At 50.7% G+C, this 13,213-nt stretch carries 11 protein-coding genes; 4 read left to right on the forward strand and 7 right to left on the reverse strand.

Translation table 11 applies throughout. The annotated features are described in order from the left end of the window. Positions 1-289: 289 nt before the first annotated feature. On the forward strand, positions 290-1,159 hold the full coding sequence (locus tag ACJY2G_RS06995) for a hypothetical protein (protein ID WP_240783368.1): 870 nt from the start codon (positions 290-292) through the stop codon (positions 1,157-1,159). A 102-nt stretch (positions 1,160-1,261) separates the two neighbouring features. Beyond that, positions 1,262-2,140, forward strand: coding sequence for an aromatic amino acid DMT transporter YddG (gene yddG, locus ACJY2G_RS07000; protein WP_430320711.1), 879 nt, complete (start codon positions 1,262-1,264; stop codon positions 2,138-2,140). Between the two features lie 22 nt (positions 2,141-2,162). Here the strand turns inward: yddG and yacL are convergent, their stop codons facing one another. The 7 genes from yacL to acnB form a co-directional block, all read right to left on the reverse strand. Next, the gene (gene yacL, locus ACJY2G_RS07005; RefSeq protein ID WP_112286909.1) at positions 2,163-2,528 is read right to left on the reverse strand and encodes a protein YacL; all 366 of its coding nucleotides are present in this window, start codon (positions 2,526-2,528) and stop codon (positions 2,163-2,165) included. A 34-nt stretch (positions 2,529-2,562) separates the two neighbouring features. After that, the gene (gene fucR, locus ACJY2G_RS07010) at positions 2,563-3,282 is read right to left on the reverse strand and encodes an L-fucose operon activator (protein WP_369920231.1); all 720 of its coding nucleotides are present in this window, start codon (positions 3,280-3,282) and stop codon (positions 2,563-2,565) included. Positions 3,283-3,389: 107 nt separating this feature from the next. Further along, a complete protein-coding gene (locus ACJY2G_RS07015) occupies positions 3,390-5,180 on the reverse strand; it encodes an L-fucose isomerase (RefSeq protein WP_430320712.1) in 1,791 nt (596 codons plus the stop codon). Then, positions 5,177-6,517, reverse strand: coding sequence for an APC family permease (locus ACJY2G_RS07020; protein ID WP_167507627.1), 1,341 nt, complete (start codon positions 6,515-6,517; stop codon positions 5,177-5,179). Before ACJY2G_RS07020 ends, ACJY2G_RS07015 begins: the two co-directional genes overlap by 4 nt. A 62-nt stretch (positions 6,518-6,579) precedes the next feature. Next, positions 6,580-7,752 carry a MalY/PatB family protein gene (locus ACJY2G_RS07025; RefSeq protein WP_430320713.1) on the reverse strand — a complete coding sequence of 391 codons (1,173 nt, stop codon included), beginning with the start codon at positions 7,750-7,752 and terminating at the stop codon, positions 6,580-6,582. Positions 7,753-7,775: 23 nt separating this feature from the next. Further along, a complete protein-coding gene (locus ACJY2G_RS07030) occupies positions 7,776-8,420 on the reverse strand; it encodes an L-fuculose-phosphate aldolase (protein ID WP_113876368.1) in 645 nt (214 codons plus the stop codon). Positions 8,421-8,679: 259 nt separating this feature from the next. Further along, complete coding sequence (gene acnB / locus ACJY2G_RS07035; RefSeq protein WP_120161897.1) at positions 8,680-11,277, reverse strand: bifunctional aconitate hydratase 2/2-methylisocitrate dehydratase; 2,598 nt, start codon at positions 11,275-11,277, stop codon at positions 8,680-8,682. A 430-nt stretch (positions 11,278-11,707) separates the two neighbouring features. Here acnB and ACJY2G_RS07040 point away from each other — a divergent pair, with 430 nt between their 5' ends. Continuing rightward, a complete protein-coding gene (locus tag ACJY2G_RS07040) occupies positions 11,708-12,376 on the forward strand; it encodes a helix-turn-helix domain-containing protein (protein ID WP_430320714.1) in 669 nt (222 codons plus the stop codon). A gap of 225 nt (positions 12,377-12,601) precedes the next feature. Beyond that, positions 12,602-13,117 carry a hypothetical protein gene (locus ACJY2G_RS07045; protein ID WP_430320715.1) on the forward strand — a complete coding sequence of 172 codons (516 nt, stop codon included), beginning with the start codon at positions 12,602-12,604 and terminating at the stop codon, positions 13,115-13,117. Positions 13,118-13,213: the final 96 nt, after the last annotated feature.

Consider the following 13,213-nt stretch of genomic DNA (forward strand, 5'->3'; position numbering starts at 1 on the left):
ATACTCCTTAAGGCAAATTAATATTTAAAGAGTGATTAAATCCTTATTTAAGTCAAATTAATCGCCAATCGATCTAACAATTAAGCCAAATTTCAAAAATAATATACAACCTATAAATCAAATATAATTCATGTATAACCAATAATTTAGCTTATGGCAGATCAAAAGATCGCTTTTTTCTGAAAAACAGATAAATCCCTTTATATATTCCCCCCTGACCATTAGCATCGCGTCATTGCTTACTAAGCAACCAGCTCCATCCACCTGCAAGCAGAAATATAAAATGACAATGAGTAAATTAAAGACCGTATCCAGCCTGCTGGTCGCGAGTTCTTTATTGGTTTCCGGGGTTTCCCGGGCCGGGGAAAGTTTGTTAGGCAGCAATACTGAAGGGATGCGGCACTATGTGAGTTACGGTGCTGAATATTATAAGTGGGACGAATCCGTCGATAATATGGACGGTAAATATGTTGCTGAACATGGCCCGCGCCTGCGCGTTAATTTCGGATCCAATAATTACCTTGATGCCCCCGGCGGATTATTAAAAGCCTGGGACATGAGCGTGATGTTCGGGATCGTCCGGTATAAAGGCAGTACGCTGGACGATCAGGCCAATGTGCCGAACGGATCACTGAAAGGCAAAACCTACTACACCGGTTACAGTGCGGACATGACGCGCGGCTACCGTTACCGGGCATCCGACAGTGTGTCTTTCGATATGAAAGGCGCACTCGGCGGCCAGGCATGGTTGCGAAACATCCGCTCTGACGATGTGTATATTGCCTCGGAAAATACCACCCGCAATTACAACGCGGTGGAAGTCACGCTGCAGCCTTATGCCAAAGCATCCCTGGGTGCGAACTGGCAGATGACCGCAGATTCACGTCTGAGTCTGGAAGGCGGTGCACTGTATCCGATTAAAACCTGGACGCACAGCAATCAGGGTTCAGTCTGGCTGGAGCCGAAATCTAAGCTCTCGCCATTCACCAGCCTGACCTGGAATATCAACAAAGATGTCTTTGTGAAAGCCAGCTATGTGCACCAGAAATACGGCAAGTCGGACGAGAAACAGGGTGACCTGAACGGACGCACCGTCGGCTATTATCAGCCCGCGACCACCACCTCCACGCTGGGATTAGAAGTCGGTTTCTACTTCTGATGATGCCAGCGAATAAGCGCCCTCAAGCGGATTGTTCCGGTGTAAATCACCGGGACAATCGCTTATCTTAAAAGCCTCCTTTTCCCGAGGCTTACCTTTCATATGGATCGTTTCGCAACGCTGGCTGGCGTTCTCGCCATTTTATTGTGGAGCATGAGCGTGGCGCTCACCCGCAGTTTATCTGAATCTCTGGGGCCTTTTGGCGCCGCCGCATCGATTTATACAGTCAGTGGAATTATGGTCTGGATGGTCGGCGGAAAGCCTTCCCTGCGCGGGGAATCGCCCGCTTATCTGATCGTCTGCGGTCTGCTGTTTATCTTTTATATGGTGGCGTTTTCGCTGGCGATTGGTCTGGCGCATACCCGTCAGCAAACGCTGGAACTGGGACTTATCAATTATTTGTGGCCGAGCCTGACGCTGATTTTTGCGGTTCCGCTGCTGAAATTACGCGTACGCTGGTGGATCTGGCCGGGCGTGGTGCTGGCGTTTGCCGGTGTGCTGTGGGCAATCAGCGGCGGGCACGGACTGGATATCCATCAGTTGCTGCGTAATGTGCGTGGCAATCCGGTGGCCTACAGTCTGGCGCTGGGCGCAGCCGTTTCATGGGCGCTGTATTCCAATCTGGTTCGTGTGTTATGTAAAGGCAAAGGCGTGCTGCCGTTGTTTCTGCTGGCGACGGGTGCCGTGCTGTGGGTGTTGTATTTTACCTATTCATCGAACCGCATCAGCCTGACGCTGCCGGCTATTCTCGAACTGCTGGCGATGGGCGCAGTGACGGCCATTTCGTATCAGTGCTGGGATATCGCGATGAAAAAAGGCAATGCCACACTGGTGGCTGCGCTGTCGTATTTCACGCCGCTGTCATCGATTCTGATTGCCGGGTTGTGGCTGCACACGTTGCCGGGCGCCAGTTTCTGGCCGGGCGTGCTGATGGTGGTCGGCGGTTCGCTGCTGTGCTGGACCGCCTCGCGGGGTAAATAAGTTTCAGCGACAGGTCGTAACCTTATCGATAAGTCGTCACGAAAGAACGGTATTTGGCGAGGACTTGCAAAAAGTCCTCGACGCCGCAAAACGCCAGACTCTCTTCGTCGTAATAACTCATGCCTTCTTCAATCTCATCGCCGTCGAAATCCAGCTGATTGGCGCGGATCATCACTTCATCGTCGGCTAACAGCAGCGTGTATTCGTGGCCGACCATTTGCGTCTGGCGCTCGCTGCCCTTCAGCTCAGCCAGTGCGGCTTCAACGGTATCCAGCACGCTCAGGTCGCCCTTCACTTCTTCATTCAGCCAGTGACCGAGCACTTCGTGGCCCATTGAAAAACGCACTTTGACCTCACCGGTGATGTCGCGCAAAAAATCGTAATCCATGGGTTACTCCGCAGGAGGATGAAAAGGGGAATCGTCAACCGGCCGCATTTTGGCGTTCAAACAGCCGTATGTCCACCTCTTCTATGTTGCAAATCGGCGCACCGGCTTTACGCAGGATCTTACTCTTGTCCATCAGTAACAGTGATTGTGCGGCGTATTTGATCAATAGCGCTTTAAAGCGGGCATTTTTGTCATTACTGTCCCAAAGCACGCCTTCGCCGTCTAATCCTTCACAGGAGAAAATAAACAGATCAATCTCCAGTGATCGCAGTAAAGCCAACAGATGCGGGATGTCACTGAGGTACGCCTGATATTTACGGGAAAGCACCCCGCCCGTCGCAATCACCCGGATATTCTCACGTCGCACCAGCGTCTCCATGATACGTACGCTGTTGGTGTAGACCGTCAGAGGGATATTGGGCAGTTTTCTGGCTAAATACCAGCAGGTGGAGCTGGCATCCAGAGCCAGCGTCATATCGTTTTCAATATAGGATAACGCTTGCTGAGCCAACTGATCCTTCGGTGAAATATGACTTTTCGCTCGCTGCGCGAAAGTGATCCCCACATCCTGGGTCTGATTGATGCTTTTTGCACAACCATGCCGGCGAATTATCTCCCCCTGAATTTGTAGCTGCCCGAGATCACGGCGGATGGTTTCATGACTGACGTGTAAACTGCGGGCGAGCTGACTCACGCTGAGCGCATCCTGCTGTGCCAGGAGTTCAAGAATGCAGAGATGGCGTGCCTGCTTTATCTTCATAAACGGTTCCATAAACCTGAAAGAAGAAGGCCAGCGTAAAGCGTTTAGACAATGAATACCGCGGTGCATCATTGATTCCCGGTCAGCACCGCGTTCGTCATTTATTTGTATAACGGGCCATAGTGCTGACAGGCGCGGTAATCCTGGCCTGCTTTGTCCATCCCAAACGCTGACCACGCAGAAGGACGGAAGAGTTGTACATCCGGCAAATTGTGCAGACAGACAGAAATACGCAACATGGCAGCCAGAGTGATCAGATCCGCACCAACATGACCCGGCGTTAGCACCCCATGATTGGCTCCCCAGCAATTCATCATCGTACTGGCATCGTTAAAGGGTTCCTGTCCGGTCAGTCTCGGCGTAAACCACGTTGTGGGCCAGGTGGAATTAGTACGCTGATCCAGCTGCTGATGTACATCCTCCGGCAATTCCACACTCCAGCCTTCTGCCAATTGCAATACGGGGCCAATGCCCTTGATAAGATTGATCCGGCTGAGGGTGAAAGGCATATCGCCAGGCGTAAGAAAGTTCGATGAGAAACCGCCTCCGCGAAAATATTCATGCACTGCCGGGCACCAGAGGGTTTGCGCCAGACAACGTTGTGCGTCTTCAGGCGTCACTTGCCAGTGTGGTTTAATGGTCGGCAGCCCCTGCTCATCGCGCTGTGCACCGCTGCCATCAAGCGCGGCAGAACCGGAGTTGATCAGATGGATAATTCCCTGAGCTGCCCTGCCCGCCAGCTGATGTCCCGTCACGCGAAAAACGGCCTGCGGCGACCAGCAGGTTCGCATATCGGCAAAGATTTGCGCCTTGCCGGTCAGGTAGTGACCGAACAACATTGAGACCGCATTCAGGCTATCGTTTTCTGTCGCCATCAATATCGGCTGACGGGGTCCATTCCAGTCGAAGCTGCTGTTGAGCAAGGCTTCTGCGATATCCGCATTCGGATAATGATCGGTCCAGTGCCTTTGCCCCTGAAACCCACCGGCAATGGCGTTATAGCCTGTCGCCTCTTCATTAAAGCCACGCACCGCCAGTTGCGGGTTACCCTGCATCATGTCGCGTAAGCACAACGCCATCGTCAGTGACTCTTGCAAAATCCGCCGCTTCTCGCTGTCAGAACGCTGAAATTCTGGCGGATTAACCTCTTCGCCGTACACAAACCCAGCCTCTGCCCAACTTATCGCCAGTGCCAGTTCCTCTTCGTCATAAATACCGCAGTCTATGCGGCGGCGAAGTTCAGTCATATCAACGCCTTGCACCTGCATGCCTAATGTTTCAGCAAAAAAGTGATGATCAACAATCGATCCGGCGATCCCCATTGAGACACTGCCCACTGACAAATAACTTTTGCCACGCAGACTGGCGACAACCAACCCTGCCCGGACGAAACGCAGCAGTTTTTCCTCTACATCCGCAGGAATATGGGTGTCATCGGCATCCTGTACATCACGTCCCGAGATACCGAACGCAGGCAATCCCTGCTGATTATGCGCGGCTAACGCCGCCGCCAGATAGACCACGCCCGGACGTTCAGTGCCGTTAAACCCCCAAATGGCTTTTGGCCGCAGCGGATCGTTGTCAATCGTTTCGTCGCCATAACACCAGCAAGGCGTCACGGTGAGGGTCAGACCGACATTTTCACGACGAAACAGCGCGTCGCAGCGCGCCGATTCTGCGCGCCCGGCAATCGTAGTCTCGGCAATCACGCAGCGCAGCGATGAACCATCGGGATGACGGATACACGATGAGATAAGCTCAGCGGCAGATTCGGCCATCGCCATAGTTTGCGCTTCCAGTGATTCACGCACGCCCATTCTTCGTCCGTCGATAACCGGGCGAATACCAAGTGTAATCGGTTGAGAAATCCAGGATTCAGTCAATGTTTTCATTTTGCGCCCTCACTGGCTAATACACGGTTGGTAATCACATTCTTACGGCGGACAAAGATCAGAGTGATACCCAGAAGCAGCCAGACGCCCATAACGCTGAGTGTTTTACTGTCGGTATCGCGAAGTAACATCACAATCATGCAGCCCAGAATGGCGATACTTAACGTAGCGGTAATGATGTGTAACGCAGGTGATATACGGAAAGAAGACATCTGATAGGCGGGCGTTTTGCGCACCCGCCACGAGCAGATAATGCAGACGATTTGTGCCGCCAGAAAGGTGATTGCAGCGGCACTGGCAATATTGGACACCGAAATACCGCACAGGATTGGTATCACCCCGATCAGATACAGCAGGGTCAGCAGTAAATACGGCACGCGGGTTTTAAGACTTACACGCCCGAGGCTGCGCGGCAGCCAGCCGTCATCGCAGGCCACCAGCAAACTTTTACTGCCCCACAACATCTGCACATTGGTTATCCCCAGCATGCTGATAATTCCCGCGCCGATACTGAAGAACAGGAAAGATCCCGGTGACATGAAGGATTTTGCGACCACAGTCAGCGGCTGATGTGCCACTTCTGATAGCGGTAAAATTCCGGTTGCGGTGACAGAAACCAGCATATAAATCAGCGCAGCAAACGCCGTGGAACCCATGATCGCCACCGGAATTGCGCGTGCCGGGTTTTTCATTTCACCGGCCAGTTCTGCCACCGTACAGGCACCGTTGGTAACAAACAGCAGCAAGGCCACCGAGGTTGCAAAGGCCGCGAAGCCGTTCGGCAAAAGGGTGGTGAAGTTGTCTATCTGCACTTCCCCGATACCTTCACCGACAAACAGCAACATGCCACATAACATGATAATCGTGAGGATCATACTCAGGCGGGCGCTGAGGGCTGCACCAAGCAAATTTGCCAGATAAATGACCGTTAATATGACGAAACTGACCGCTGTTTTTGGCAGGTCGGGAAAAAAGGCCATCAGATAATCGGAACAGGTCAGCGCATATAACGACAGTGAAACGTGAGTGAGTGAGAAAAACCAGAACACCAAAAAACCACACGTCGGGCTGATTAAACGTGAAGGCCAGCTGTATATTCCGCCGGTCACCGGCAAGGTTGCTGCTAATACTGCATAGGGAATACCGGCAAGAACGGTAATTAATGATGCCACTAAGTATGCCAGGGGTGTTCCACCGCCAGTATTGGCAATAATAACGCCAGTCAGTGCAATTACGCCGCCGCCAATAATGGCTTTAATTGCAGCGAAAAAAATTACCGGCGTGCTGAGTGTTTTAACCAGTTTGTCCGCATTCCGGGAAACCGAAGGTTCGCTCATGATCATTCCTTAATTGAATGAAATAACGCAGCAGAAGATCGAATTAGCGCAGCAAAAAATTATCAGGTCGCAGTGACCATTTGTCTGAGCGCGGACGTTAATAACGTGCGTGAAGTGGCATAGTTCAGGCGAATAAATCCGTCACCGCCCCTGCCAAAATGTGTGCCGGGTTCAATCCACACATCACTTTTTTCAAGGAAAAAATGTTGCAGATCGACCTGCTGCAAACGACGACAGTCGATCCACGCCAGATAAAGTGCGTCGCCACCACATCGCTGCATACCCGAATCTTTGAGTATCAGATCCAGTTGTCTGAGGTTATCGCGCAAAGTACTAAGCAACGCGTTCAGCCAAGGCTCACCGTTTCTGTAAGCCGCTTCACAGGCGATAATCCCGGCGATATTCGGGCGCTCAAGCCCGCAGGCCAGATAGTGTTGATGTAAACGCTGGCGCAACTGCGGATTAGAAATAATCAGCGTAGAGGTCTGTAGTCCGGCCAGATTAAAAGTTTTGCTGGGTGCGGTGCAGGTAATGCTGATGTCGGAAAATTCCGCGCAGAGGCTGGCAAAAGGCAGGTATTTCACCTGTGAATTGATCACTAAATCCTGATGAATTTCATCTGCTATCACCAAAATATTATGGCGCAGACAACACTCACCAAGCAGCAATAATTCTTCGCGACTCCAGACTTTGCCTATCGGATTGTGCGGGTTACTGAGAATGAAAATTTTCACATCAGGGGTAATCGCTGCCTCGAACTTTTCGATATCCAGCACGTAATCCTGCCCCACAAGCTCCAGCTCCACGGGCACAACCCGCCGCTGATTCAGACCAACGCTGTCATGAAAAGGGCCGTATACCGGCATCAGCATAATGACGCCATCACCCGGCGCAGAAAAGGTTTGGATCGTCAGATTCAGTGCGCTGACAATGCCCGGGCTATGCAACATCCATTGCGTTTTTACTGCCCATTGATGGTGAGTATATTGCCAGCCAGCCAGTGCTTCACGCAGGCTTTCAGGCGCGTCGGTGTAACCGTAAATCCCGTGTTCGGCCATCCGGCCCAGTGCCTGATTCACTGCCGGAGGACTGATAAAATCCATGTCAGCGATCCATAGCGGTATCGGCCTTTTGGTCACATTCTCAGGTAGCCAGGGTGAGGGAAAAGCCCATTTCAGCGAGCCATCTGAAGTACGATCGTGAGGATATTCAAAGCAGTGCTCAATTTCATTCATGACATCACTCCTTGTTATTTTTATTATTCAACTCTCAGCCCGTAATGCTTAAATCGCTCCAATACCACGTTAATCTCTTCCTCTGACAGGACTGGAACAGGATTAACTCGTCCTGATACGGCCAGATACAAGCGCGCCAGAACTTCGACTTCCTGAGCCAGCCAAAGGGCTTTCTCCAGATCCACTTCGCAGGCAATCATGCCGTGGTGTTGTAATAAAGTGGCTTTGCGATCGCGTAATGCAGCCGCAACATTCACGGACAGTTCAACGGAGCCAAAGGTGGCATAAGGAGCACAGGGGATGGTGTTTCCACCGGCGGCGGCAATCATGTAATGAATGGCCGGGATCGGCAGATTGAGAATGGCGACGGCAGTGCAGTGCGGCGCGTGGTTATGGACAACAGCGTTAACGTCTGGCCTGACCTGATAGGCTGCCTGATGAAAACGCCACTCGCTGGAGGGAATTTTACCTTCTTCAGATTCTCCGCTGGCGTTCACATACACAATTTGTCCGGCATTCATCTTTTCATAGGCAATTCCCGAGGGAGTAATTAGCATGCCTTCCTGATAACGCACGCTGATATTTCCGGCAGTTCCCTGATTTAACCCCAGACGGCTCATTTCCAGACAAGCATGAATAATGTTTTCGGCTAATGTGCTTCTCGTCATAAGTGGCCTTTTTATTCGTTAGATAACGTCATAAACAGAACCATCATGTTGAGTGCTATTTTATTTTCAGGAGAAAATCTAAATATGAAGTGTGATGGACGTCATCAAAACAGGAAGGAAATTGGGAGGGTATGATACGCAGAAATAAATAAAAGTGACCTTTTTCGTAATTAATAATTCAAATGGTCAGAAATATAAAAAATTGATATAAAAAAGGGAGCCGAAGCTCCCTTTTCAACACTGGCGCAAATATAACGATTTAGACTGCGGTTTGGAAAATCACGCCGTCAGCTTTATCCGTATATTCACTCAGCTTGTCGAAGTTCAGATAACGGTAAGTATCCACCGCAGTCTTATCCACTTCAGCCATATAGCCGAGGTATTCTTCCGGCGTTGGCAGACGTCCCAGCAGGGACGCAATCGCCGCCAGTTCTGCGGAAGCCAGATAGACATTGGCACCGTTACCCAGACGGTTCGGGAAGTTACGGGTAGAGGTGGAAACCACGGTAGAACCGTCGGCCACACGCGCCTGGTTACCCATGCACAGTGAACAGCCTGGAATTTCTACACGCGCACCGCTCTTACCAAAGACGCTGTAATAGCCCTCTTCCGTCAGCTGAGCCGCATCCATTTTGGTCGGTGGCGCAACCCACAGACGGGTTGGCAACGCGCCTTTATGGCTGTCGAGCAGTTTACCTGCCGCACGGAAGTGACCGATGTTGGTCATGCATGAACCGATAAACACTTCGTCGATTTTGCTGTTCTGTACGGAAGACAGCAGACGTGCATCATCCGGATCGTTTGGCGCACAAAGGATTGGCTCTTTGATGTCCGCCAGATCGATTTCGATGATCGCCGCGTATTCCGCGTCGGCATCGGCTTCGAGCAGGTTCGGGTTCGCCAGCCACTCTTCCATACCTTTGATGCGACGCTCGATGGTACGACGATCGCCGTAACCTTCAGAGATCATCCACTTCAGCAGCACAATGTTAGAGCTCAGGTATTCTTTGATCGGCGCCTGATCCAGTTTGATCGTACAACCTGCCGCTGAACGTTCTGCGGACGCATCCGCCAGTTCAAATGCCTGTTCTACTTTCAGTTCCGGCAAGCCTTCGATTTCCAGAATACGGCCGGAGAAGAGGTTTTTCTTACCCTTCTTCTCAACGGTCAGATGGCCTTCTTTGATCGCGTAATAAGGGATCGCATGCACCAGATCACGCAGGGTGATACCCGGTTGCATTTTGCCTTTGAAGCGCACCAGAACGGATTCCGGCATATCAAGAGGCATCACGCCGGTCGCCGCAGCAAACGCCACCAGACCGGAACCCGCAGGGAAGGAAATCCCGATCGGGAAACGGGTATGGGAGTCACCGCCGGTGCCGACAGTGTCCGGCAGCAGCATACGGTTCAGCCATGAGTGAATGATGCCATCGCCAGGGCGCAGTGAAACACCGCCGCGGTTCATAATGAAATCAGGCAGCGTGTGGTGCGTGGTCACGTCAACCGGCTTAGGATACGCGGCGGTATGACAGAATGACTGCATCACTAAATCGGCGGAGAAGCCCAGACACGCCAGGTCTTTCAGTTCATCACGGGTCATCGGACCGGTGGTGTCCTGAGAACCCACGGACGTCATTTTTGGTTCGCAATATTCGTTCGGACGAATACCGGCAACGCCACAGGCGCGGCCCACCATTTTCTGTGCCAGCGAGAAACCTTTGCTGCTTGCAGCAACTGGCTTGGCGATACGGAACACTTCGCTCTGAGGCAGTTTCAGTGACTCACGGGCTTTGGTGGTTAAACCACGGCCGATGATCAGCGGAATACGGCCACCGGCGCGCACTTCGTCGAGCAGTACGTCGGTTTTCAGTTCGAAAGTCGCAATCACTTCGTTGGTTTCGTGGTTACGCACTTCGCCTTTGTACGGGTAGATATCGATGACATCGCCCATGTTCAGGTCAGAAACGTCCACTTCGATCGGCAACGCACCGGCATCTTCCATGGTGTTGAAGAAGATTGGCGCGATCTTACCGCCGAGAACCACACCGCCGCCGCGTTTGTTCGGCACATGAGGAATATCATCGCCCATGAACCACAGCACGGAGTTGGTGGCTGATTTACGTGAGGATCCGGTACCGACTACGTCACCAACGTAGGCCAGCGGGAAACCTTTTTTGTTCAGTTCTTCGATTTGCTTAATCGGACCGACGCTGCCAGGTTGATCCGGGTGGATACCTTCACGTTCGTTTTTCAGCATAGCCAGCGCGTGCAACGGAATATCTGGACGGGACCAGGCATCCGGAGCCGGTGACAAATCATCGGTGTTGGTTTCACCCGTCACTTTAAACACAGTGACAGTGATTTTTTCAGCCAGTTGCGGACGTGACAAATACCATTCGGCATCCGCCCACGACTGCAGGATTTTCTTCGCGTGTTCGTTGCCGGCGTGTGCTTTTTCTTCCACATCGTAGAAGTTATCAAACATCAGCAGGGTGTGAGACAGCGCTTTCGCGGCGATAGGCGCCAGCGTTTCGCTATCGAGCGCGTCGATCAGCGGGTGAATGTTATAACCGCCCTGCATGGTACCGAGCAGTTCAACGGCTTTTTCAGGAGTGACCAACGGAGAGGTAGTTTCGCCTTTGGCGACTGCAGCCAGGAATCCGGCTTTAACGTAGGCGGCTTCGTCGACGCCCGGTGGAACACGATTAATCAGCAGGTCTAACAGAGTATCTTCTTCGCCTTGCGGCGGATTCTTCAGGGACTCAACCAACGCTGCCATCTGTGAAGCATCAAGTGGCTTAGGGACGATGCCCTCTGCAGCACGCTCGGCTACGTGCTTACGGTATTCTTCTAGCACGACTTTCTCCTCGCTCTCATTGTCATTTATTATGCCTGGCTTCCCTCATCAGACCGCTAGTAATCCTGCAGGGACAGCGGAATATCGGATTGTCTGATGAGTCGGGGACACTGCGGGTATGATTGTTTCTTTGTCGGTTTACGACACATCCTGAACCGGAGCACAGTGTCCTTTAGCGCCGAAGCAGCATAGCAGGATTTTTAGGGGGTGTTAATCTGTTTACAAAAAAGCAACATTAAATTCTTGCTGAATCGTTAAGGGCAAAATAATCCTTTCCGATATGGCGTTCAGGCATCAGCTTACCGCCTTGTAAAGCCCGCAAAGACAAGCGTGTGGAGTAAAAGTTTACTGTTTATAATTCATCTGCAAGCTTCTGCTAAACCTGGTGCATGAAGCGAGTTCTGCCCCTCTGACGAGAAACTGATCGCCTATGAAGACAAACAATAATCTCTCAAGCCATGGCAAAAACTCGCCGCTGGGACACAAGCCATTGGAAGCCATCACTCGCCTGATTGAAGTCTGTTTACCCCACGCCACGCCGGTGGCTACAGACACCCCCAATATCCCCATCACCCTGCGCGCTGAAGACGGCAAGCAGCAAATTATCTTGCTGCTGGAAGGCGATATAAAATGCTATCGGGCCTCTGACAACTTGCTGTATGGCATTGCTGACGCGCCCACTATGCTGGGATTAATGACTTCAGAATACAGCAGCGTCTCTTTTATATTTAAAGGAAATAAGGAAAGTAAGATCAGCGTGCTGCCGCGCGATAAGGCTATCGACCTGATTGCCGAACATGGACTGGTGAGAGAGCTTATCGCCTGTAACACCCGCTTTACCGATTACCGCAACTATCATTCCGATCTGATGATCAGCCGCACCGCCTATGACATTATTTGCGGTCTGTTACTCGAAATAGAACAGTTACCACAAGAAGTCCGCAGAAAAAGCAGCGTGGTAAACTTTATTCTGGAGCGTTCGAATTTAGCACGCAGCGGCGTCATGAAGATTCTGGCGGATCTACGGACAGGGGATTATATCGATATTCAGAACGGGAAACTGATCACCATCAATAAGCGTTTTCCAGACGAATACTGACAGGTAGCAGGCATTGCTTAAAAAATAAAACTTCGCTATATTTTTTGCGGGCTAATTTACTTGCCCATTACAGGTTTACTTAATACATGGTAACTATGAAATAAATTCAACTATCGATATTTAATATGGATATTAAGGAGAGTTAAAATGATGGGATGCAATGGTACAGAACATGAGTTCTGGAAGTGCATGGAAAAAACCTTTAAATAACAAGGAACGTTCCGTATGAGAAATATCCTCCTGGTACTTATCCTCGCACTGACATTCCCTTGCCTTGCGCATATAAATGAAGATATCGAATACAGCCGTGACAAATATCTTTTAGCTTACAATAACCTCAACACTAAACTTGAGGAATGCTTATCAGAAATGAAATCCAGGCCATTCATTACTTCGTCTGATATTGAGGGTTTTGATAAAAGAACGGTAAGCATTGCCGTTGTATACCTTGGCACAGTTCAAATCGATCAATGCACCGGGAATGAGCATCATCAGTATATGATCAGGGCATTCGATTACTACGATGCACTAACAGAAGTCAGCATCTACAGCCAGCAAATTAAAACACTTCAGGATAATATTTTTGCTCTTTTACCAGCGGGAAATATAAGATTAGAAAGGGAATATGAGAGTTTTCCCTTAAAAATCAGAACTGAGCTGGAAGCACGCTTAAAAAATAAAAACCTCAGATCCTACCCCTCTTTCCAAAGCAGCCCCCAGTATGATTTTGATGACCAATAATTTAATAACCACGCTTAATGCCTGGTCGGGCTAAGACGTCGTCGTCTATAACAGATCGTTTTTGAAAAGACTTAATTGAGGTCGTCTGTCAGGGCG

Origin of the sequence: Rahnella sp. ATs2, assembly GCF_051851855.1 — a bacterium.
In the GTDB taxonomy this organism is placed as follows: Bacteria; Pseudomonadota; Gammaproteobacteria; order Enterobacterales; family Enterobacteriaceae; genus Rahnella; species Rahnella variigena.